This is a genomic window from Halorubrum salipaludis, from assembly GCF_002286985.1.
GTDB lineage: Archaea > Halobacteriota > Halobacteria > Halobacteriales > Haloferacaceae > Halorubrum > Halorubrum salipaludis.
The window spans coordinates 266,355-287,013 of sequence record NZ_NSKC01000001.1 but is presented as its reverse complement, the minus strand read 5'-3'; the positions used below and the strand labels follow the sequence as shown (position 1 = coordinate 287,013).

At 70.2% G+C, this 20,659-nt stretch carries 20 protein-coding genes; 7 read left to right on the top strand and 13 right to left on the bottom strand.

All coding sequences use genetic code 11. The features are described 5' to 3' along the window. Positions 1–85 precede the first annotated feature (85 nt). Positions 86–1,372, top strand: a complete 1,287-nt coding sequence (locus tag CK500_RS01350) for a helix-turn-helix transcriptional regulator (RefSeq protein ID WP_095635460.1) — start codon at positions 86–88, stop codon at positions 1,370–1,372. A 55-nt stretch (positions 1,373–1,427) separates the two neighbouring features. Here CK500_RS01350 and CK500_RS01345 read toward each other — a convergent pair whose 3' ends face one another. The 8 genes from CK500_RS01345 to ahaH form a co-directional block, all read right to left on the bottom strand. Beyond that, on the bottom strand, positions 1,428–2,849 hold the full coding sequence (locus tag CK500_RS01345; protein WP_095635459.1) for a V-type ATP synthase subunit B: 1,422 nt from the start codon (positions 2,847–2,849) through the stop codon (positions 1,428–1,430). A gap of 1 nt (position 2,850) precedes the next feature. Continuing rightward, entirely contained in the window at positions 2,851–4,629 is a 1,779-nt protein-coding gene (locus CK500_RS01340; RefSeq protein WP_095635458.1) for an ATP synthase subunit A, read from the bottom strand. Position 4,630: 1 nt separating this feature from the next. Then, positions 4,631–4,960, bottom strand: a complete 330-nt coding sequence (locus CK500_RS01335) for a V-type ATP synthase subunit F (RefSeq protein ID WP_004049075.1) — start codon at positions 4,958–4,960, stop codon at positions 4,631–4,633. Further along, complete coding sequence (locus CK500_RS01330; protein WP_095635457.1) at positions 4,957–6,003, bottom strand: V-type ATP synthase subunit C; 1,047 nt, start codon at positions 6,001–6,003, stop codon at positions 4,957–4,959. Before CK500_RS01330 ends, CK500_RS01335 begins: the two co-directional genes overlap by 4 nt. After that, entirely contained in the window at positions 6,000–6,578 is a 579-nt protein-coding gene (locus tag CK500_RS01325; RefSeq protein WP_095635456.1) for a V-type ATP synthase subunit E, read from the bottom strand. The genes CK500_RS01330 and CK500_RS01325 overlap by 4 nt, the downstream gene beginning before the upstream one ends. Positions 6,579–6,600: 22 nt before the next feature. Beyond that, a complete protein-coding gene (locus CK500_RS01320; RefSeq protein ID WP_004049078.1) occupies positions 6,601–6,852 on the bottom strand; it encodes a hypothetical protein in 252 nt (83 codons plus the stop codon). A 180-nt stretch (positions 6,853–7,032) separates the two neighbouring features. Beyond that, complete coding sequence (locus CK500_RS01315; protein ID WP_095635455.1) at positions 7,033–9,207, bottom strand: V-type ATP synthase subunit I; 2,175 nt, start codon at positions 9,205–9,207, stop codon at positions 7,033–7,035. Between the two features lie 4 nt (positions 9,208–9,211). Next, entirely contained in the window at positions 9,212–9,568 is a 357-nt protein-coding gene (ahaH, locus tag CK500_RS01310) for an ATP synthase archaeal subunit H (RefSeq protein WP_095635454.1), read from the bottom strand. 156 nt (positions 9,569–9,724) lie between these two features. Between ahaH and CK500_RS01305 the strand changes: the two genes are divergently transcribed. Continuing rightward, complete coding sequence (locus CK500_RS01305) at positions 9,725–11,464, top strand: nucleotide-binding protein (protein WP_095635453.1); 1,740 nt, start codon at positions 9,725–9,727, stop codon at positions 11,462–11,464. 64 nt (positions 11,465–11,528) lie between these two features. On the opposite strand, the gene CK500_RS01300 is transcribed toward CK500_RS01305, so the two are convergent. Beyond that, on the bottom strand, positions 11,529–12,500 hold the full coding sequence (locus CK500_RS01300) for a transcriptional regulator (protein ID WP_095635452.1): 972 nt from the start codon (positions 12,498–12,500) through the stop codon (positions 11,529–11,531). A 185-nt stretch (positions 12,501–12,685) separates the two neighbouring features. Between CK500_RS01300 and CK500_RS01295 the strand changes: the two genes are divergently transcribed. Further along, positions 12,686–14,092 (top strand): tRNA(Ile)(2)-agmatinylcytidine synthase, encoded by a 1,407-nt coding sequence (locus tag CK500_RS01295; protein ID WP_095635451.1) that lies wholly within the window; start codon positions 12,686–12,688, stop codon positions 14,090–14,092. Positions 14,093–14,155: 63 nt separating this feature from the next. Here CK500_RS01295 and CK500_RS01290 read toward each other — a convergent pair whose 3' ends face one another. Next, positions 14,156–15,493 (bottom strand): outer membrane protein assembly factor BamB family protein, encoded by a 1,338-nt coding sequence (locus CK500_RS01290; RefSeq protein WP_095635450.1) that lies wholly within the window; start codon positions 15,491–15,493, stop codon positions 14,156–14,158. Between the two features lie 171 nt (positions 15,494–15,664). On the opposite strand from CK500_RS01290, the gene CK500_RS01285 reads away from it, so the two are divergent. Next, positions 15,665–16,030, top strand: coding sequence for a VOC family protein (locus CK500_RS01285; protein WP_095635449.1), 366 nt, complete (start codon positions 15,665–15,667; stop codon positions 16,028–16,030). A gap of 41 nt (positions 16,031–16,071) precedes the next feature. Here the strand turns inward: CK500_RS01285 and CK500_RS01280 are convergent, their stop codons facing one another. Together CK500_RS01280 and CK500_RS17270 are read right to left on the bottom strand one after the other, a co-directional pair. Beyond that, positions 16,072–16,302: a DUF7543 family protein gene (locus CK500_RS01280; RefSeq protein WP_095635448.1), complete on the bottom strand. Its 231-nt coding sequence runs from the start codon at positions 16,300–16,302 to the stop codon at positions 16,072–16,074. A gap of 63 nt (positions 16,303–16,365) precedes the next feature. Then, on the bottom strand, positions 16,366–16,509 hold the full coding sequence (locus CK500_RS17270) for a hypothetical protein (RefSeq protein ID WP_198951477.1): 144 nt from the start codon (positions 16,507–16,509) through the stop codon (positions 16,366–16,368). A gap of 95 nt (positions 16,510–16,604) precedes the next feature. Between CK500_RS17270 and CK500_RS01275 the strand changes: the two genes are divergently transcribed. The 3 genes from CK500_RS01275 to CK500_RS01265 all read left to right on the top strand — a co-directional run bounded on the left by CK500_RS01275 (position 16,605) and on the right by CK500_RS01265 (position 18,919). Continuing rightward, positions 16,605–17,753: an aminopeptidase P family protein gene (locus CK500_RS01275; protein WP_095635447.1), complete on the top strand. Its 1,149-nt coding sequence runs from the start codon at positions 16,605–16,607 to the stop codon at positions 17,751–17,753. 293 nt (positions 17,754–18,046) lie between these two features. Continuing rightward, complete coding sequence (locus CK500_RS01270) at positions 18,047–18,334, top strand: DUF5789 family protein (RefSeq protein ID WP_095635446.1); 288 nt, start codon at positions 18,047–18,049, stop codon at positions 18,332–18,334. A gap of 93 nt (positions 18,335–18,427) precedes the next feature. Beyond that, on the top strand, positions 18,428–18,919 hold the full coding sequence (locus CK500_RS01265) for a DUF302 domain-containing protein (RefSeq protein ID WP_095635445.1): 492 nt from the start codon (positions 18,428–18,430) through the stop codon (positions 18,917–18,919). 455 nt (positions 18,920–19,374) lie between these two features. Here the strand turns inward: CK500_RS01265 and CK500_RS01260 are convergent, their stop codons facing one another. Continuing rightward, positions 19,375–20,610, bottom strand: a complete 1,236-nt coding sequence (locus CK500_RS01260) for a cation:proton antiporter (RefSeq protein WP_095635444.1) — start codon at positions 20,608–20,610, stop codon at positions 19,375–19,377. Between the last annotated feature and the right edge of the window lie 49 nt (positions 20,611–20,659).

The following is a 20,659-nucleotide window of genomic DNA, read 5'->3' as shown; positions in this document are numbered from 1 at the left end:
GCGTCGACGAACCGCCCGAACTCCGGGGGCGCGACGACGACGGACATCTGTGGCTTTAACCCGAACGGCGGAGTACCCCCGTCCGATGCGACCGAGCGATCGGAACGCGCGTGCGGTCCTCGCCCTCCTCGTCGCCGCCTGCTGCGTGGCGGCCGTCGGGTTCGCCGCTCCCACGGGCGCGCAGTCCCCCGCCGTCCCGCAGACCGACGACCAGCCCTCTCCGGACAACACGATCACCCGGATCGATCTGGCCGCCGACGGCTCGGCGACGTGGGAGGTCACCCTCCGGACCCGGCTCGAAAACGACTCCGACGTGGCGGAGTACGAGCGGTTCCAGGAGCGGTTCCGATCGAACACGAGCCGCTACCTCGACCCGTTCGCCGAGCGCATGTCCGGCGTCGTTTCGGCCGCGAACGACTCCGCAGACCGCGAGATGCGCGCGACCGAGTTCGAGGCCGAGACCGGGATCCAGGAGGTCCCCCGCCGCTGGGGCGTCGTCACCTTCCGGTTCACCTGGACCGGCTTCGCCGCGGTCGACGGCGACGCGGTGGTCGCCGGCGACGTCTTCGCTGGGGGGTTCTTCATCGACGACGACGACGCGCTGGCCGTCTCTGCGCCGGAGGGGTACGCGGTCGAGTCCGCCGATCCCGAACCCGACGAGGCCGGCGACGGGGTCGTCGAGTGGCGCGGCCGCGAGGACTTCGGCGACGGTCGGCCTCGGGTCCGCGCCGTGCCGGCGACCGGCGGTAGCGGCGACGATACCGGCGCTGACGGCGAAAGCGCTCCGGACGTCGGCGGCCCGCCCCTCCTCTCCGGGCTCGGCGCCCTCCTCCTCGTCGGGGCGGTCGGGGTCGGCGCCTACGCCGTGCGGTCCGATCGGATCGACCTCGGGGGAGCGGAGACGGACGACGGGGAGAAACCCGAGGGCGGCCCGACCGACGACGACGGGCGGGGAGGCGACGGCCCGGACCCCACTTCACCGGCGGCGAACGCCGGTGCGGCGGGCGGATCGGCGGCCGGGACGGCTGGGTCCGCTGACACTGACTCGGACTCCGACCTCGAGGACGCCGCCACAGTCGCCGAGACCGCCGACGACGGGACCGACGCGATCGACCCCGAACTCCTCACCGACGAGGACCGGATCAGGCGCGCCCTCCGCGAGCGCGGCGGCCGGATGAAGCAGTCGGCGATCGTCGAGGAATTCGACTGGTCGAAGTCGAAGACCTCGCGCGTGCTCTCGCGGATGGCCGACGCCGGGGAGGTCGAGAAGCTCCGGATCGGCCGCGAGAACGTGATCGACCTCGCCGACGCTGACGATCCGGTCGACCCCGACACCTCCGACGACTCTGACGGCTCGGACGACGCCGACTGACCGGCGCAGCCGCTCGTCGTATTGCGCGTGAAAGAGTAAGAGTAGAGAAGCCGCGTTAGTCGGCCGCTTCGACGACTTCGCGCTCGGAGTCGTCCTCGCGGTAGTACTCCTCGATGAACTCCTCGTCGATCCGGTTGAGGGCGTCCTTCGGGAGCATCGAGAGCAGGTCCCAGCCGATCTCCAGCGTCTCCTCGATGTCGCGGTTCTGGTCGAAGCCCTGGTCGACGAACTCCGACTCGAAGGCGTCCGCGAAGTCGAGGTACTTGTTGTCGAGCTCCGAGAGCGCCTCGCGACCGACGATGTTCACGAGGTCGCGCAGGTCCTCGCCCTCCGCGTACGCCGCGAACATCTGGTCTTTCACGTCGGCGTGGTCCTCTCGGGTGAGCCCCTCGCCGATCCCGTCGTCCATCAGCCGCGACAGGCTGGGGAGGACGTTGATCGGGGGCTGGAGTCCCTGACTGTTCAGGTCGGGGTCGACGTAGATCTGCCCCTCCGTGATGTACCCGGTCAGGTCCGGGATCGGGTGAGTGTCGTCGTCGCCCGGCATCGTGAGGATCGGGATCTGCGTGACCGATCCCTCACGGCCCTGAATCCGCCCGGCGCGCTCGTACAGCTGCGCCAGGTCGGTGTACATGTACCCGGGGTAACCCCGGCGACCCGGGACCTCCTCGCGGGCCGCCCCGATCTCGCGGAGCGCCTCGCAGTAGTTGGTCATGTCCGTCAGGATGACGAGGACGTGGTAGTCCTTCTCGAAGGCGAGGTACTCGGCCGTGGTGAGCACCATCCGCGGGGTGACCGTCCGCTCGACGGCGGGGTCGTCCGCGAGGTTCATGAAGACGACTGAGCGCTCCAAGGCGCCGGTGCGCTCGAAGTCCTCCATGAACTCGTTGGCCTCCTCCTGAGTGATCCCCATCGCGCCGAAGATGACGGCGAACTCGGAGCTCTCCTCGTCGTCGCCCTCCTCCTCTTCTGGCACGCTGGCCTGCCGGGCGATCTGCATCGCCAGTTCGCTGTGCGGCTGGCCGGAGCTGGAGAAGATCGGGAGCTTCTGTCCGCGCACGAGGGTGTTCATCCCGTCGATGGCGGAGACGCCCGTCTCGATGAACTCCTCGGGGTACTCCCGGGAGTACGGGTTGATCGCCGCGCCGACGATGTCCTGTCGCTCCTCGGGGACGATCTCCGGGCCGTCGTCGATCGGGCGGCCGGAGCCGTCGAGGACCCGCCCGAGCAGGTCCTCGGTGACGGGCATCTTCATCGTCTCGCCCAGGAAGCGGACGGACGCGTTCTGGTCGATACCGGAGGTGCCCTCGAACACCTGGATGGCGACGACGCCCTCCGAGGATTCGAGCACCTGTCCGCGCAGCGTCTCCCCCTGTGCCGTCTCGATCTCGACGATCTCGTCGTAGCCGATGGCCTCGTCGACCTCGGCGTACACGAGGGGACCGCTGATCTCGGTGATGGTCTGATACTCTTTCATGTTAGTAGAGGCTCCGGAGTTCCTCGGTGATCTCCGCTTTGAGCTCCTCGACGTACTCCTCGTAGTCCTCCTGGACGCCGATCCGGTTGATCCGGGGTGCGGCCTCCGTGTCGACGATCTCTTCGACGGGCACGCCCGCCTCGAGGGCGTCGAACGCCTCGTCGTTGAACGTCTCGATCGTCGTCAGCATGAGGTACGTCTTCTCCGGCGGACAGTACGTGTCCACCGGGTGGAACGCGTTCTGCTGGAGGTACGCCTCGCGCAGGTAGCGGGCGACCTCCAGGGTGAGCTGCTGGTCGTCGGGCAGGGCGTCCTTCCCGACGAGCTGGACGATCTCCTGCAGCTCGGTCTCCTCGTCGAGCACGTCGACCGCCCACTGGCGCTTCTCGGCCCAGTCGTCGGCGACCTCGTCTTCGAACCAGGGGTCCAGCTGATCCTTGTACAGCGAGTACGACTCGTTCCAGTTGATCGACGGGAAGTGGCGGCGCTCCGCCAGGTCCGCGTCGAGCGCCCAGAACGTCTTCACGATACGCAGCGTGTTCTGGGTGACCGGCTCGGAGAAGTCGCCGCCGGGCGGCGACACCGCGCCGATCGCGGAGACCGACCCCTCGGTCCCGTTGACGTTCTCGAAGTAGCCGGCGCGCTCGTAGAACTGCGCCAGGCGGGCGGCGAGGTACGCGGGGTACCCCTCCTCGCCGGGCATCTCCTCCAGCCGGGAGGAGATCTCGCGCATGGCCTCCGCCCACCGCGAGGTGGAGTCGGCCATCAGCGCCACGTCGTACCCCATGTCGCGGTAGTACTCGGCGATCGTGATCCCCGTGTAAATGCAGGACTCACGCGCCGCGACGGGCATGTTCGACGTGTTCGCGATGAGCGAGGTCCGGGCCATCAGCGGGTTGCCGTTGGCCGGGTCCTCGAGCTCGGGGAAGTCCTCGATGACCTCGGTCATCTCGTTGCCGCGCTCGCCGCAGCCGACGTAGATGATGATGTCCGCGTCGGCGTACTTCGCGAGCTGGTGCTGCGTGACCGTCTTCCCGGAGCCGAACGGGCCCGGGATCGCGGCCGTCCCGCCCTTCGCGATCGGGAACAGGCCGTCGAGGATGCGCTGCCCGGACACCAGCGGCGTCCGGGGGGTCTTCTTGTTCGCGGAGGGGCGCGCCTCGCGGACGGGCCACTCCTGGTGCATCGAGACGTCGGTCCCGTTGGCGAGTTCGATCACCGTCTCGGTGACGTCGAACGAGCCCGACTCGACGGCGGTGACCTCGGTGGTCTCGCCCTCGTCGAGCGCGTCCGGCGGCACCATCACCTTGTGGTCGATGGTGACCGTCTCCTCGACGACGCCGACCACGTCGCCGCGGCCGACCTCGTCGCCGACCTCGACGGTGGGCTCGAACTCCCACTCCTTCTCGAGGTCGATGCCGGGGGCGTCGACCCCGCGGTCGAGGTACGGACTGCCCATCTTGCCCTCCAGCACGTCCAGGGGGCGCTGAACGCCGTCGTAGATGGCGTCCAGCATGCCCGGACCAAGGTCGACCGACAGCGGCTCGCCCGTGTTCTCGACGGGCTCGCCGGGGCTGACCCCGGAGGTCTCCTCGTACACCTGAATGGTCGTGATGTCGCCTTCGATCTCGATCACTTCCCCCATGAGGCCTTCGTCGCCGACGTAGACGACGTCGTTCATGCGGGCGTCGAGGTCGCGGGCGCTCACGACCGGACCGCTCACGCTTTGGATAACACCGTCTTCGCTTGGGGTGGTCTCCGTGGATTCTGCTTTGCTCATATTAGTCGTCCTCCTCCATCAGGTCGATCCCGATGGCTCGTTTGATCTGGTCGCGCAGCCCGCCGCTGCCGGCGCCGGACCCGCCGAGCGTCACGAGCACGGGCTCGATGCTCCCCTCCACCGACTCGCGGGTCCCCCGCGAGAGGTGGTCGAGGTCGTCGTCGTGCATCACGATGATGCCGGTGTCCTCGTCGTCGAGGGTCCGTTCGACGGCGTCGTCGAGCCGCTCGTCCTTCTCGTCGTCCGGTACGTTCTCGAACTTCCGCACGCCGGCGAGCCTGAACCCGGTGGTGAACTCGGGGCTCCCGACGACGGCGATCTCCTGGCTCATGTTATCACCAGCTCCGATTCGATCTCGTCGGCCGACAGCCCGGCCTCCTTCCCGCGGGCGATCGCCCGGATGTTCTCGACCTCGCGCTCCTTCGCGAGGATGTACGAGATCACCGGCGTCACCGACACCGGGTGGATCGTGCCGAGCCGGTCGCCGTACGCCAGCAGGGCGGCGTCGGTCGCGTGCTCGAACGCGATGAGGCTGTCCGCCTCCTCGAGCTCGCGCAGCGCGGGACCGAGCTCCTCGCCGTACTGGCTGTCGGCGATGTACTCCACGAGGTCGTCGAGGTTCCGCGCGAGCCGCGCGAGCGACCCCCGCGTGAACAGCTCGCCGCCCTCGATGAAGTACGCCGCGGGGTCGATGTCGGCGCCCGACCGGGCGAGCCGGAGGGCGTTCGTCGCGTTCCGGAAGTCGACCTCCGCCTTGAGGAACGCCTCGTACTGACGGGTCGGCTCGCCGCCGCCGAGCCCCGACAGGAGCCGCTCGTAGAACGCGCGGTCGACGGCGTTCTCCAGCGGCACCAGCGTGTCCGTCTCCTCGTACTCGGCGTACGCCTCGCGCAGGGGATCGCCGTAGATCGTGTCCTCTAAGACCTCGACGACTGCGTCGATCGAGTCGGCCTCGAGCAGCCGTCGCATCCGGCGGTCGTCGAACTCGCCGGCGCGGATCAGGTCGACCTCGATGGCCGACTGGTCCGCGTCGGTGTAGACGCCGCGGATGACGGTCTTCACGTTCCAGGCGTCGAACTTGCGGAGGTAGCGGGCGATCAGGTCGTACAGCGCGCCCTCGCTCCAGTCGAGGATGTCGTCGAACTGCTCGGCGAGGTTCCGGTTCAACGCGTACTCGATCAGGTCCACGCCGCCGTGGCGACTCCCCAAGGCGTTGATCTCCGCGCCGTAGCTCGACTCCTCCATGAACCGGGCGATCTCAGCCGGGCCCATCCGGGTCAGCTTCCGGTACTCCTCGTCCCCGTAGAGGCTGCCGCGGCGGGCACGAACCCGCGCGACGACGTACTCTGGGTTCGAGCTCCCGACGGCGCTCATTGGTCGAACAGTCGCTCCGAGATGTTCTTCAACTCGTCGTCCCAGACGGACTCCAGGACCGAGTCGAACGTGTTGTTCACGCGAACGCGAGAGGTGTCGCTCTCCGCGACGACGCCGCCGAGGCAGTCGACTTCGCCGTCGACCGCGGCGTTGCGGCCCTCGACGAGCTCCTCGACGAGGTCGACGTCCTCGGCGCGGGCGTAGACGGCGACCTCCTCGTCGTCGTCGAACTCCGCGAGCGTCGCGTCGAGCAACGTCTCGGTCAGCTCGTGGCGCCGGTCGCCGTCGAGCCCCTCGATGGCGGCCTCGACGTCGTCGTGAACGTCCTCTAAGACGTCGCGACGGGCGCCGAGCCGCTCTTGCTTGGCCTCGAGTTTGGCCGAGGAGAGCGTCTGCTCGCGCTCCTGATCGATCTGTCGATCGACCTCGGCGAGCCGCTCCTCGCGGATGCGCTCGGCGTCGGCCTCCGCCTCGGCGACGATCTCGTCCGCCTCGGACTCCGCCGCCTCACGGATTTCCTCTGCACGCGCGCGGGCTTCGTCTCGAACGTCCTCAACGACAGTGTCCAAACTCATTGGTGTGGAAAGGGGGTGCCGCTCAGACGATGAAGACGACGACGAGTGCGAGAATGACAATCGTCTCGGGGAGGACCGTCAGAATGAGCCCGTTGACGAACAGATCGTCGTCTTCGGCCATCGCGCCGACGGCCGCGGAACCGATCCCCCGCTCGGCGTAGCCCGCGCCGAGCGCCGCCAGCCCGACGGCGAGTGCTGCCGCGGCGTTGGCGTCAGTCAGCGTTCCACCGGCCTGCAGTGCGACGTTCCCGAGTTCGTTGGTAGCTTCAAGCATTGGTAGTAGTTGCGGTTGCTCGTCTCCGAACAGTTGCTAGTTGCCGCCACAGTAGTCATAAAGCTTCCCAAAACGACCGAATAGAGCGCCCCTGACGCGGGATAAAAATCCGACTAACGACGCCAAATTTCGGATCCGGTGCGGCGTCCGAGAGGACGATCGCGGACCGCGCCGCGACCGTCAGTCCTCGTCGGCGGTGTACTGCCGGTCGTAGCCGAACGGCAGGTACGCGTCCCCGCCGCCCTCGTAGAAGTTCCCGAAGAACTCCACGTACTCGAGACGCACCGCCTGAATGCCGGCGGAGGTGATCCCGAGCGCGAGGACGACGATGTGCCCGACGACCGCGACGACGATCCCGCCCACGAGCGCGACGATCCCGACGAGGCCGATCGAGGCCGGGTCGAACGCGGTCGTGATCCCGGCGAAGACGAGCTCGTACTCCTCCGGATGGCTCCGGATGTACTCGAGGTACTCGGCGGAGAAGATGAAGTGGAAGCTCCCCTCGCCGCCTTCACCGATGTACGCCCCGAACGCCAGCAGGTTCACCGCCAGCGCCATTCCGCCCTTCGCGAGCAGCACCGCCATGATCCGGGCGTACGAGATGACGTTGACGATCGGCGAGAGCACCTCGGCGAGCTCCGGCGGCTCGCCGATCGCGAGCAGGACGACCCCGAGCAGGATGGCCGCGATGGCGGCGTAGCCGACCGCGACCGGGAAGCCGGCGAACGACACCGCCCCGAAGGTGAGGATCGAGAACGACTCGAACAGGAAGTCCGGCTTCGGGCCGGGGAGGTGCTGGCTGAAGATCCAGATCCACGCGCCGTTGAGGATCAGCAGCCACGAGCCGCCCTCGTACAGCGCGTGCTTCAGGTCGTGCTGCTGGTAGTTGCTCACGAACGAGAGGATGTGCCCCGCGTTCAGGTGCACGAGCCCGAACAGCACGCTGGCGACCAGGAACGACAGCGCCCAGTCGATGTCGGCCGGCGAGAGGCCCTTCCCGTCGACGGGCCAGTGGATGTCGCCGGGCAGCAGCTGGTAGGCGTGGTAGCCGAACACGTCGATCCCGAAGTAGATCCCGAACAGGATCGTGAAGCCGCCGGCCCACAGCGCGACGGCGCCGAGTTCGCGGAACGTCCCGTCGTACCTGCTGTAGAGGAACGCGCCGATCGCGGCGTACAACACGCCGTACCCCACGTCGCCGATCATGAAGCCGAACATGAGCGGGAACGTGAGGAAGACGAGGAGCGTCGGGTCGAACTCCGAGTACTTCGGCCGCCCGAAGCCCTGCACGAGCAGCTCGAAGGGGCCGGCCGCGCTCCCGTTGTTCTGAACGACCGGCGGGTCGTCGCCGCCGTGGGCCGCGTGGCCGCCGTCGGTGGCCGCCTCGCGCCCGGCGCCGCCGTCCGCGACCGCCTCCGTGTGGTGGTCGCCGTCCGGGGTAAAGGAGGCGCGCTCGAGCTCCTCGACCTCGGCGTGCTCGCCGACGGCGTCGGTGATGGCCGCCTCAAGCTCCGGGAACGTCTCGGTCGGGACCCATCCCTCCGCGATGAAGGCGTTCTCCGTGGTCGCGAAGGAGAGCGGCGCCTGCTTCTTCTCGGCCTCGATGGTGAGCCGCTCTTCGGCGCGCAGGAGGAAGCCGGCCGCCTCCTCTTTCACCGCCGCGAGCTCGGCCTCGACCTCGTCGAGGTCGCTTTCAAGCACCTCGCGTTCGCGCTCCAGATCTGCGACGTACTCGCCGGGGCTGGCGTCCGCGTCCGGCACTTCCAGCAGCGCGATGTCGACGCCGACGAGCGAGTCCTGGAGGACGCCCTCCTCGGCGCCGTCCGCGGGACGCGCGAAGATCGCCACGACGTCGCCCCCGGCGAACACCTCGAACGTCTCGATCCCGTCCGCGTCGGCGAGCGTCGCCTCGACCGCGTCCGGCTTCGCCTCGCCGACGACGACCTCGAGCGAGTCGTAGCCGCCGAGCAGGTCGAGCTCGATGCCCAGATCTGCGAACGGCTCCATCCGGTCGATCTCCTCCTGCCGGTCGCGGATCTCGGCCTGGAGCGTGTCGCGCCGGTCGTTGAGATCGTTGACGCGCTCGCGCACGTCGGCGAGCTCCGCTTCGAGCTCCTCGTCGCCGAGCGGACGGGCCCCGTCGACCTCGTCGCCCTCGATGTCGAGGATGCTCTCCAGCGAGCGAACCGTGACGAGCTTCTCGTTGACGGTCTCCGCGCCGTCGAGCGACTCGCCGGGCGAGAAGCCCTCGTAGCGCTCGTCGTAGTCCGTGACGTGCAGGGAGTGGTGTTCGTACGTTGCTTCGATCACGTCGTCGATGACGCGCTTCGAGCCCGTCACCGACACCTTGCTCATCCGCTCAGGCCTGAGCATCCACCGCCTCCTCGGCCTGTTGGTTCACCGCTTCTTCGAACCGTTCGACGGCGTAGTCGACGGCCGAGTCCACGCGGTCGCGGGCCTCGCGTTCGAGCTCGTCGCGGTCGGCACGACCCGATTCGAGGATCTCCTCGCGGCGTTCCTCGATCTCCTCGCGGGCCGTTTCGAGCCGCTCTTGGGCCTCGGATTCCGCCTCCTCCTCGGCCTCGGCGCGGATCTCGTCTGCGCGCTCTCGAGCCTCGGCGAGGCGCTCGTCGGCGTCCGATTCCGCCTCGGCGATGGTCTCGTCCGCATCCCGTTCGGCCTGCTTGATCGCGTTGAGCACCTCTGGTCTCGCCATGCTACTAATCGCCTGAAACTCCACAAGCGACGTATAAGGTGTTTGCGAAAGTGCCCGCGCGCTTCCGCCGGCTCGGACGGTCGATCGCGCCGAAACGCCGCCTCGATCGGACCGTCGCCGCCTACATTTAAGTAGCAGTCGCCGGACCCTCACCGTATGGCAACGGTGTATGCGGTCGCGTCGGCGAAGGGTGGGGTCGGGAAGACCACCACGACCGCGGCGGTGGCGACGCTCCTGGCGGACTCGGGCGCCGACGTCGTCGCGATCGACGCCGACCTCGGCATGGCGAACCTCGCGGCGGCCGTGGGCGTGCCCCCCGGCGGGATCACCCTCCACGACGTGCTCGCGGGGGCGGCCGACCCCCTCGATGCGGTCCACGAGGGGCCGGCCGGCCTCCGCGTTGTCCCCGGCGCGGCGGACCTCGACGCGTACGCGGCGGCCGACCCCTCCGGGCTCCGCGATGTCGCCGAGGCCTTCGACGACGCCGACTACGTGCTCGTCGACGCCGGCGCGGGGCTCTCGCACGACTCCACGCTCCCGCTCGGCCTCGCGGACGAGACCCTGCTCGTCTCCACGGCGGAGCGGAGCGCCCTCGGCGACACCGAGAAGACGCGCCAGCTGACGGAGCGGCTCGGCGGCGCCGTCGCGGGCGCCGCGATCACCCGCCTCGACCCCGCGACCGCCGCAAGCGACGATCCGATCGAGGCGGTCGAAGGGACCCTCGACGCCCCGGTGATCGGGCGCATCCCCGAGGACGACGCGGTGTTGCGCGCGGTGGAGTCGGGCCAGTCCCTCCCGGTCTTCGCCCCGGACGCCCCGGCGACCCGCGCGTACCGGGACCTGACGCGAGCCCTGACCGGCGCGCCGATCGAGGGACCCGGACTCGCCGCCGCCGACGTGGCCGCGGAGGAGGGGACGGCCGCGAGCGAGGACGACTCCTCCACGGACGCCGCCGACGAGGAGCTGGACGCCGAGGGGTCGGTCGCCGACGCCGACGGTTCAGACGATCCGGACGAGCCGGCCGAACCGGCCGACTCGACCGAGATAGACGAGGCGGAGGGCGACGAGACCGCGCCCGACGAGGAGGACATCATCGTCGCCGACTCCGAGCGGGCCGGGCTCGGCGAGCCGGGCGACGAGGAGGACATCATCGTCGCCGACGAATCGCCCGTCGACGGCGTCGACGAGGCAGAGCCCGTCGGGCCCGGCGAATCTGACGAACCCGATGAATTCGCCGAGCCCACCGATGACGACGCGGTTGGCGTGGAACCGGAGACCGCCGACGCGGAACCGGCGTCGAGCGGCTCGGCGGCCGACGCGGAGGCCGACGCCACGAGCGACGCGGTCGTCGCGGGCGGAACGGAAGCCGGCGACGTCGACGCCGTCGACGGCGAGACCGAGACGGTCGGCGAGGGCCACGTCGACGGCGACGACCTCGAAGCGATGATCGAGTCGGACCTCGACGCGGAGCAGTTCGACGAGGAGCCCGCCGAGCCGACCCCGGGCGGCGAGTCGTCGGGCGACGGACCGACGGACGGGGCGGCTGACACCGACTCCGCCGAGGACGCGACCGCCGCCGGTCCGGCGGAGACCGAGAGCCCCGCGGAGGAGGGTCCCACGGAGCCGTCACGCGGCGACGCGCCCGAAGCGGGCGGTGAGCCGAGCTCCCCGCCGGAACCGGAATCCGTGCCGGACGCGGAGACCGCACCGGAACCGGAATCCGCGCCGGCGCCGAGCGAGGGGTCCGAGCCCGACCCGGACGACGAGCTCGCCGGCAGCGTCCCGTTCCGAGACGACGACACGGGGACGATGAACACCGTGCTCTCGGAGGAAGAGGACGACGAGGACGACGAAGACGAGAACGGCGGCTTCTTCAGTCGACTGCTCGGTCGGTAGGAACCGATATTTCTCCGGGTTCAGGTTGCGAGACGTCCGATATGGGACGCGGATCGGAGGGACTTCAGGCCTCGGACGGCGCCTTCGCCCGGTCGCGGATGAGCTCGCGGATCTCCTCGGGGTCGGTGATGCCGGCGAGCTCCTCGCAGGACACCAGGGCGGTCCCGTCGACCGACTCGCGCTCCTCGTCCCCCTCCGTGAAGTAGACCGAGCGAGTCTGCGCCACCTCACCGATCGAGGACATGATCCGGGCGCGCTTCTCGGCCGCCGGAGTGAACGTCGAGTGGCCGGTGAGCACCCGGGTCACGGCGCTCCCCTCGTCCTCGGAGACGGCCTTGAACGGCGCGCGGGCGGTCGGGTGGACCGTGAAGCCCGCGTTCGTGAGCACGTGGAGGACGTGCTCGTCGTCGGGGTCGGTCTCGGGCGCCGAGGGCGTGGGCTCGGCGTCGCGGACCTCGTCGGCGCCGTCGAGCACGTCGACCGGACTGGAGAACGGCTCGTTGAACAGCTCCTCCAGCTGGATCGCCACCTCGATGGAGGCGTTCATCCCGTCCTCGTACTTCGAGACGGTGCGGCGGGAGACGCCGAGCTCGGTGGCGAGGCGGCCGAGCGACCAGCCGCGCTCCTCGCGCTCGTCGGCCAGCAGGTCGCCGTCGAGGCTGACGTAGAGCCCGCCGGGGGCCGCGTAGATGAGCGGCGGCATCTCCTCGACGAACAGGTCGTACCCCGTGTCCGGGTTGATCACCGGAACGCCGTGCCGGAAGTAGACGACCCCCGGCTTCAGCTCCTCGTCGCGGGTCCGGATCCCGATCACCATCGGCGTCGCCTGCAGGTACTCGCCGAGCCGGCGCATCTCCGCGCCGGTCTCCGCGTCGAGCGCGTCGACGTTCCCGAGGATCTTCAGGAGGACGAGGTCGTCGCCGCGTCGGGCCGCCACGTCGAAGCTCTTGGGCCGGACCGCACACCGGTCGCTGACGAGGAAGTCCGCGTCTTCCAGCATCGCGGTGACGTTCTCGATCAGCGCAGTCCGGGACATGGTCGAGATAAGCGGCTCGCCGTATATATGCGTTGTGTCAGTCGTACGCGCTCGAACTCCCTGCCAGCCTGCGGTTTTCCCGATCCGGGCGCCGATGCAGTTATATACTCGCTCGTCGGCTCAGCCCTCCTCCGACCTCCGTCTCGCCCCGAAACCGGTTTGTCCGGGAGCGCGAAAGGGCGCGTATGCCCATCGTCGCCGTCGACGACACCGACTCCCGCGAGCGCGGGATGTGCACGACGTACGTCGGCGCGCGGCTGACCGAGCGGCTCGACGCGGCGGGCGGCCGCGTCCGCCGCCGGCTCCTCGTCCGGCTCAACCCCGCGGTGAAACACAAGACCCGGGGCAACGCCGCGGTCGCGCTCCACGTCTCCGGCGTCGACGCCGAGGCGGCCTTCGACCTCGCCGCGGAGACCGTCCGGGAGTTCGCCGCGGCCGACGACCCGCGGACCTCGCCCGGGGTCGTCGCCGCCGATATCGACGCGGGGGGCCTCGACGCCGACGGCCTCGACCCGACCGCGTCCGACGGCGCGCAGATCCCCGCCGAAGTCGCCGACTTCGCCCGCCGCGCGCTCCGACGCCGCCTCTCGCTCGACGAGGCCCTCGACCTCGCCGACGAACACGGCTTCCGCCACGCGGCGTTCGGGTCCGGCGGGGAGACGGACGCGGAGGCCGTCGCGGGACGCGGCCGGATCGGCGCGCTCGCGGCTGTCGGCGCCCCCGCCGCGTTCGACGACTGGACCGTCGAGCGCATCTCCTACCGCGAGCTCGACCGCTGTGGCACCCCCCGCGACGTCGACGTCGAGAGCGTGTTCGCGGCCGCCGACCGCGGGTACCCGACCGTCTGGGACACCGTCGATCGCGGGACGGGCGAGGCTGTCTGCGTGCCGAACGCCCCCGGACCGATCCTCCACGGGATCCGCGGCGACGACGCCGACGCGTGCCGCGCGGTCGCCGCGGCGATCAACTCCGAGCCGGTCGAGCGCGCCGCGACGTTCCTGACGAACCAGGGCACCGACGCACACCTCGCGCCCGGCGCGATCGGCGACCTCCGGGACGGCGCGGGCTACCGCGTCGACGGCGTGGTCGCGAGCGACCCGGAGACGAAACGCGGGGGCCACGTCCACGTCGACGTGGCGGCGTCGGGTGACTCGACCGACGCGACGACCGGTGACGCCCCCTCTCCGCGCCTCCGATGTGTCGCGTTCAAGCCGACCGGCCGCTTTCGGGACCGCGTGCGCGCGCTCCGCCCCGGCGACCGGGTGACGCTGTGCGGCGAACACGAGGTCCGGTCGGTCGAGGGCGCGCTCGAAGCGACGCTGAAACTGGAGAAGTTCGCCGTGCGCGACCGCGTCGAGACGGCACCCGCCGTGCCGACCTGCCCCGACTGCGGGCGGTCGATGTCCTCGGCGGGGCGGGGGCAGGGGTACCGCTGTCGCGACTGCGGCACCGATGCGCCCGGAAAGGTTGAGGTTCCGATCGAGCGGGACCTGGAGATCGGCTGGTACGAGGTCCCGCCGAGCGCCCGCCGACACGTCGCGAAGCCGCTGATTCGGGGCGGATTCGACGGGCCGACGCACCCGGAGCGGTGAGCCGGTAGAACGGTGAGTCGGTGGTGCGGTGAGCCGGGCGGAACGAGGCCCTGGGGGCGGCCGTTACTCGCTCTCGACCAGCTTGTAGCACATCCCGGCCGCGTCGGAGTCCTCCGGGGCGCGCTCCGCGTAGTAGATCCCGTCGTCGGTCACGGTCGCCGCGCTGGTCACGTCGCCGCGGCCCTGAGCGGTCCAGGTGACCGAGCCGTCGTCGCGGTCGAGCGCGTACAGCTTCGCGTCGTACGAGCCGACGAGCACGTGGTCGTTCGTGGCGACCGCGCTCCCGGTGATCCACCCCCCCGTCGGAGTCGACCACAGCTTCTCGCCGGTCTCCAGATCGATCGCGTAGGCGTTGCTGTCGTGGCTGCCGACGTACACCTCCCCGTCGTGGACCGCGGGCGCGCACATGACGCCGCCCGTGCTCCCGGGGGACGGGTCGCCCTTCGACGTCTCGCCGCCGTCGGTCTCGAACTCCCACAGCATCGAGCCGTCCTCGACGTCGAGCCCCGTGACGGTCCCCGCCCACGAGGGGACCACGGCGATCCCCTCGCTGATCGCGAGCGGGAGCTTCACGTCGCCGCCGGTGTCGTAGGCCCACTCGCGCTCCAGGTCCGGGAACGACCACGCGTAGCAGTGGCCGTCGTTGGAGCCGAAGATGAGACGCCCGTGTTCGCGGTCGATCGCGACCGTCGAGTGCGGGTGGTCGGTGGGGCGGTCGTCTCGCTTCTCGACCTCGCCGCTCTCAGCGTCCATCTTGACGAGGCCCCCGCTCGGGTCCGCGTACTCGACCGCGACGTAGAGCTTCCCGTCGTGGTAGGTCGGACTCGCGGCGGCCGAGCCGCCGATATCGGTCTGCCACAGGATCTCGCCGTCGTCGAGCGCCAGCGCCGAGACCACGCCGTCGTACGAGCCGACGTAGAGGCGCCCGTCCGCGATCGCCGGCGTGCCGTGGCTGCCGCGGTCGTGGTCGCTGATCGAACTCGCCCAGTTCACGGAGCCGTCCGGCGCGATCGACTGCACCCGCCCCGTGTCGTCGGCGAGGACGATCGCCCCGTTCGGCGCCACGACCGGGCTCCCCTTCGAGGCCGAGTGGTCGCCCCGGTTCGCCGGCACCTCCCACGCGGTTTCGACCGACTCGGGTATCGTCGCGTCGACGTACCCGGTGTTCAAGAGTCCGTGTCGGAACTGCGTCTTCACCCCGTCGTCTGGGGCTTCGGTCGGGCGGTCGCTCCCGTCCGAGTCCTCTCCGTCGCCCCCGTCTCCGTACCCCCCGTTCCCGGACGTGTCGTCCTCGTCGGACCCGCCGGCGTCGAAGGCGGAACAGCCGGCCAGCCCCGCGGCGCCGGCGGCGCTCGCGGCGCCGAGGCCCCGGAGCCAGTCGCGACGCGTTCGTTCGGTCATGGTGGTCCCCTACCCGCAGCGAGAATAAAAAGCCACGCTCCTCGGCGGCGCACTCGCGCGACTGCTCCGCCGCCGCCGCCGGGCGACGGTCACCTCCCCGCGGCGTCGGACGCCGGGCCGATCTGGCCGTCGCCCGGTGCCGTGAAGTGGCCCGTCCCCGTTCACCGGGCCATGTCCGGAATCGCCTTCCACGCGACGGAGCGGCACGACGCGGTCGTCGAGTTCTACCGCGAGACGATGGGTGCGACGGTGCGGCTCGAACAGCCCGACTGCACGATACTGCGGTACGACAACATGCTGTTCGGGTTCTGCGAGCGCGGTCACACCGACGACTGCGGGACGCTCACGTTCGTCTACTCGGACCGCGAGGCGGTCGACGAGATGCACGCGGAGCTCCGCCGGTCGGTCGCCGCGGACGCGATCGAGGAGCCGCGGGAGAACGAGCGGTACGACATCTACCAGTTCTTCGCCGAGGACCCAGACGGGCGGACCGTCGAGTGTCAGGCGTTCCTCGACGAGGCGGTGTCGCTCCCCTGACGGGCGGTCGGAGTTCGGGAGCCGGACCGGTGGCCCGACCGTCAGCCGTCGATGTCGCGCTCCTCGCGCCACGCCGCCGCGCGGTCGAGCGCGGCCTCGCGGTCGTCGAACCGCTCGCGCTCGTAGGCCGACTCGTCGGCCGCCTGCTCCATCACGTCGAGGCGGGCGACGAACCCGCCGTCGCCGCGCTCGCGGATCCGGACCGTCGCGTAGCCGTCGGAGCGCTCCCACTCGGTGATCACGTCGTCCTCGCGTCCAAGTGCCCAGGGCATACCGGAGAGCGCGCGCGACGCGGCTAAAGCGACGCGGTTCGGCGGCGGTTCGGTTTCGCCCGGTCAGGCCCCGTCGCCCGCGGGCGCCGTCGCGTGCGAACAGACCGGACAGACGGCGTAGCCGAGGGCGTCGTACGGCACCGACGCCGAGGGGGCGGTCACGTCGCACTCGGGGCAGTCGAACGTCGACTCCGGCTGGATGCTCATACCTGTCCGTGCGAGCGCTTCGCATATCGTTATGTGCCGCTTGCCGCCCCGCAACGACTCCCTACTTATAAGCGATCGCCGGTCCGAGTTCGACCGTGACCGAAGACGTCCATGCGGAACGACGCGAGCGCGCGGCGGCGCGGCTCCGGGAGACCGGCGCCGACGGGGCGGTCTGCTTCCCCAGCCGGAACCTCCAGTACCTCACCGGATTCGCCGAGGAGCCGGGCGAGCGACACCTCCTGCTCGTCGTCCCGGCGGCCGGAACGCCCTCCGACGACCGCGGCGACGGCCCGACCCTCCTCGTTCCGGCGCTCTACGAGGCGCAGGTCCGCGAGGAGACCACGGTCGAGGCGGTGCGGACGTGGGCCGACGGCGACGACCCGACCGCGGCCGTCCGGGAGCTCCTCGCCGACCTCGGGCTCCGCGATGGGCGCCTCCTCGTCGACGACACGATGTGGGCGACGTTCACACAGGACCTCCGGGCCGCCGCGCCGGACGCGGAGTGGGGGCTCGCGAGCGAGGCGCTCGCCGACCTCCGGGTGCGGAAGGACGAGGCGGAGCTGGACGCGATGCGCGCGGCCGCGACCGCGGCCGACGCGACGGTCCGGGACCTCCGCGAGCTCGGGGCCGACGCGGTCGGGATGACCGAGCGCGACCTCGCCGACCGGATCGCGGACCGGCTCGCTGCCCACGGGGGCGACGGGACCGCCTTCGAGACGATCGTCGGCGCGGGCCCGAACGGAGCCAAACCCCACCACGGGTGCGGCGACCGCGAGGTCCGGGCGGGCGAGCCCGTCGTGCTCGACTTCGGGACTCGCGTCGAGGGGTACCCCTCGGACCAGACCCGGACGCTCGTCTTCGACGGCGAGCCGCCGGCCGAGTACGAGCGCGTCCACGAGACCGTCCGGGAGGCGCAGGCGGCCGCGGTCGAAGCGGTCGAACCGGGCGTCCCCGCCGAGGCGGTCGACCGGGCCGCCCGCGGGGTGATCGAGGACGCCGGCTACGGCGACGCGTTCTTCCACCGCACCGGTCACGGCGTGGGGCTCGACGTCCACGAGGAGCCGTACGTCGTGGCCGGCAACGACCGGGAACTGGAGCCGGGAATGGTCTTCTCGGTGGAGCCGGGGATCTACCTCGACGGTCGGTTCGGCTGTCGGATCGAGGACCTCGTCGTCGTCACCGAGGACGGGTGCGAGCGGCTGAACGACACCGACCGCGGCTGGCGCACGGGAGAGACGTACTGAAAAGCGGTCGACGAACTCACGAACTCACGCGCCCTCCGGGCGCGCGATCGCGGGAATCGTGTGCGTGATCCCAACCAGAACTTGTTGCCGGAATGCATAATCTCTCCACCGAATTATTTCGGGTGTCCCGATCCGGTGCCCTCGCGGCGGACGCCGCGGGATCTCCTTCGCGTTTCAGTCCGGTCCGGCGTCCCCGGTCCGGCGTCTTTGGTTCGGACCGACGCCCCCGGTTCGGCCCGGCGCTCCCGGTTCGCATCGAAACCATTAGTGTCGCCGGAGCGAAAGCGCGGGGTATGAGCGACACCGACGAGGCCGAGGCGGAGGAGCCGGCCGTCGAGCTTGGCGAGGGGCCGGACGTGGCGGGCGAGCCGATCGCCCGCGTCGCGTCCCGGCTCACGTGGCCCGCGAAGCGCAGCGACCTGCGCGCCCAGGAGGGCGACGCGACCATCCGAACGCCCGAGGGCGCCCGAAACCTCGGCGACGTGCTCGACGAGTCCGAGGTCCCGCTGTTCGAGAGCCGGAGCGAGTTCGTGACCGAGATCGAGGACGTCGTCGGTCGCGGTCCGGTCGCGACCGAGTAGCCGTTTTCCCCCGTTCCCCCGTCGCTCCGCCCCGCCACCGTTTCCTCTCGTCCCCGTCGCGGGCTTTTTGTCCGGTCGACGCCGACTCCCGGTATGACGCTCCCGTTCGATCCGCACGAGCTCGATCCCGAGGAGTACGGCGAAGCGCGGACGACGCTCGAAACCGACCACGAGTCGGCGATCGAACGCGTCCGCGAGGCGTGCCTCGACGAGGGGTTCGGGGTCCCCGTGGAGTTCTCCCCGTCGGAACTGCTCAACGAGAAGGTCGACAGAGAGGCGCGAAGCGCCTCAGGCAGTCGGACGCAGTCCGACGACGCCGATCGCGACCCCTACTACGTCCTCGGCGCCTGCAACCCACAGATGGCGAACCGCGCGCTCGACGCGACCGACGAGCGGATCGGCGCGCTGTTCCCCTGTAACATGATCATCCGCGAGGTCGAGCCCGGCACCCAGGAGGTGTACCACGTCTCGATCATGAAGATCGCCCGACTGCTCGGCCTCCCGACCGACGACGAGGAGATGGACGCGATCATCGGCGACACCGGCGAGATGGTCGACGCCGTGTTCGCGGAGCTAGAGGAGTAGGAGACCGTCGTCAGCGGCTTTATAACGAATCCTGACAGCGACGACAGACGCTTATAAAGGAACAAAGGCGGTGGCGTCGCCGGCGGCTCCGCCGCCGGCTGCAAGCGAGAGCGGAGCTCTCGCCCTGCGTGCCTCCGAGCGCCCTGATAAGGGCGCGAGTAGCACGCGCGAGGGAGTCGGGCGCGGCGAGGGCGACCGACAGGAGCCCGAAGCACGCGCCCGACGAGGCTGGGGAGGCGTGCGGTGCTGTGCGGGACTCAAAAGGGCAGCCGTGAGGCGGGCACAGGTGACGCAAGGACCGCAACGAGGGAGCTAGCGACCGAGTGAGAACCGCAGCGAGCGTGCGCCCGCCTCACGGCTGGGGCTTTGCAGACCTTCAGCGCAGCGTCGTCGATCACATAGTACCGAGCGGCTGGGGCTTTGGAGGTGTTCACCGACGAGTTCTCAGGAGCAACTTATAAGCGATCACTCCCGCCGTCACCAGCGCTGCGATCCAGCCACGAGACCGCGATCGACTCGAACGGCCCGGAGTACTGCATCAGCGTCGTCCCGAGCACCGCCATCACGAGCACGTAGCCGACGGCGAAGGCGTTGATCGTCGCCGCGAGCGCAGGGTCGAACGCCCCGGCGTCCGCGCCGGTCACCGCGATCGTCGCGATGATCAGCGAGAACTCCCCGCGGGTGGTCATCCCGAGCGCGACGCGCGTCGACCGGCGGGTGTCCAGGTCGAACGCGCGCCCGGCGAGGTACCCCGTGACCAGCTTCGTCGGCGTCGTCACGACCACCGCGAGCGCGATCAGGGCCGCCACGCCGCCGAACAGCGTCGGGTCGGTGACGAGCCCGATCCAGAAAAAGAACACCGCCGCGAAGGTGTCGCGCACGGGCTCTAACAGCGTCTCAATATCGTGGGCGTGCGCCGTCGACGAGAACGCCATCCCGACGAAGAAGGCGGCGACGGCCTCGCTGACGCCCAGCGCGAGCGCCGCGCCCGCGACCAGCACGACCGTCCCGATCGACCGCAGCGCCACGAACTCCCGGTTGTCAGTCGCGACCAGTCGGTCGAACGCCGGCGTTCCGAACCGGACCAAGAGCAGTAGCCCGAGGATGAACCCGATCGCGATCCCGATGTCGACCGCGGCCGCGGCGACGTCGCCGCCGCCGAGCACCAGCGCGGACGCGACCGCGAGGTAGACGGCGATGAACAGGTCCTCGTACACCAGCGTCCCGAGCAACGGCTCCGCCTCGTCGTTGGCGATCCAGCCGAGGTCGATGAGCGACTTCGTGATCACCGCCGACGAGGAGATGTAGACGATCCCCGCGACGAGGAAGGCCGGGAGGAACGCGCCGAAGACGAGCCAGCCGAGGACGAGCCCCGCGCCGAAGTTCGCCAGATCGATCGTCCCGGCGGTCCCGATCTGGGTCCGCCGGGCGAGGAGCCGGTCGAGGTTGAACTCCAGTCCGAGGAAAAAGAGGAGGAAGACGATCCCCAGCTCCGCGCCGAGCGCGATGAACTCCGTCTCCGGGACGTAGGCGGTCCCGACGACCGGCAGCGAGAGTCGACCGAGGACGAACTCGCCGAGCGACATGCCGGCGAGGATGTAGAAGGGGATCACCGACTGGCCGAGCCGGTCCGCGACCATCCCGACGACCGCGACCGCGGCGAACATGATCCCCACGTCGAGCAGCGCCACTAACGGACACCTCCGCGGAGCTCCCTCGCGGAGAGGGATACGACGGAGA

Excerpts from the sequence above, each read along its gene's own strand:
- CK500_RS01290 (WP_095635450.1), bottom strand. The coding sequence starts at position 15,493 with ATGACCGAACGAACGCGTCGCGACTGGCTCCGGGGCCTCGGCGCCGCG.
- CK500_RS01350 (WP_095635460.1), top strand. The coding sequence starts at position 86 with ATGCGACCGAGCGATCGGAACGCGCGTGCGGTCCTCGCCCTCCTCGTC.
- CK500_RS01340 (WP_095635458.1), bottom strand. The coding sequence starts at position 4,629 with ATGAGCAAAGCAGAATCCACGGAGACCACCCCAAGCGAAGACGGTGTT.
- CK500_RS01305 (WP_095635453.1), top strand. The coding sequence starts at position 9,725 with ATGGCAACGGTGTATGCGGTCGCGTCGGCGAAGGGTGGGGTCGGGAAG.
- CK500_RS01345 (WP_095635459.1), bottom strand. The coding sequence starts at position 2,849 with ATGAAAGAGTATCAGACCATCACCGAGATCAGCGGTCCCCTCGTGTAC.
- CK500_RS01265 (WP_095635445.1), top strand. The coding sequence starts at position 18,428 with ATGACGCTCCCGTTCGATCCGCACGAGCTCGATCCCGAGGAGTACGGC.
- CK500_RS01285 (WP_095635449.1), top strand. The coding sequence starts at position 15,665 with ATGTCCGGAATCGCCTTCCACGCGACGGAGCGGCACGACGCGGTCGTC.
- CK500_RS01325 (WP_095635456.1), bottom strand. The coding sequence starts at position 6,578 with ATGAGTTTGGACACTGTCGTTGAGGACGTTCGAGACGAAGCCCGCGCG.
- ahaH (WP_095635454.1), bottom strand. The coding sequence starts at position 9,568 with ATGGCGAGACCAGAGGTGCTCAACGCGATCAAGCAGGCCGAACGGGAT.
- CK500_RS01320 (WP_004049078.1), bottom strand. The coding sequence starts at position 6,852 with ATGCTTGAAGCTACCAACGAACTCGGGAACGTCGCACTGCAGGCCGGT.
- CK500_RS01300 (WP_095635452.1), bottom strand. The coding sequence starts at position 12,500 with ATGTCCCGGACTGCGCTGATCGAGAACGTCACCGCGATGCTGGAAGAC.
- CK500_RS01330 (WP_095635457.1), bottom strand. The coding sequence starts at position 6,003 with ATGAGCGCCGTCGGGAGCTCGAACCCAGAGTACGTCGTCGCGCGGGTT.
- CK500_RS01295 (WP_095635451.1), top strand. The coding sequence starts at position 12,686 with ATGCCCATCGTCGCCGTCGACGACACCGACTCCCGCGAGCGCGGGATG.
- CK500_RS01280 (WP_095635448.1), bottom strand. The coding sequence starts at position 16,302 with ATGCCCTGGGCACTTGGACGCGAGGACGACGTGATCACCGAGTGGGAG.
- CK500_RS17270 (WP_198951477.1), bottom strand. The coding sequence starts at position 16,509 with ATGAGCATCCAGCCGGAGTCGACGTTCGACTGCCCCGAGTGCGACGTG.
- CK500_RS01335 (WP_004049075.1), bottom strand. The coding sequence starts at position 4,960 with ATGAGCCAGGAGATCGCCGTCGTCGGGAGCCCCGAGTTCACCACCGGG.
- CK500_RS01315 (WP_095635455.1), bottom strand. The coding sequence starts at position 9,207 with ATGAGCAAGGTGTCGGTGACGGGCTCGAAGCGCGTCATCGACGACGTG.
- CK500_RS01270 (WP_095635446.1), top strand. The coding sequence starts at position 18,047 with ATGAGCGACACCGACGAGGCCGAGGCGGAGGAGCCGGCCGTCGAGCTT.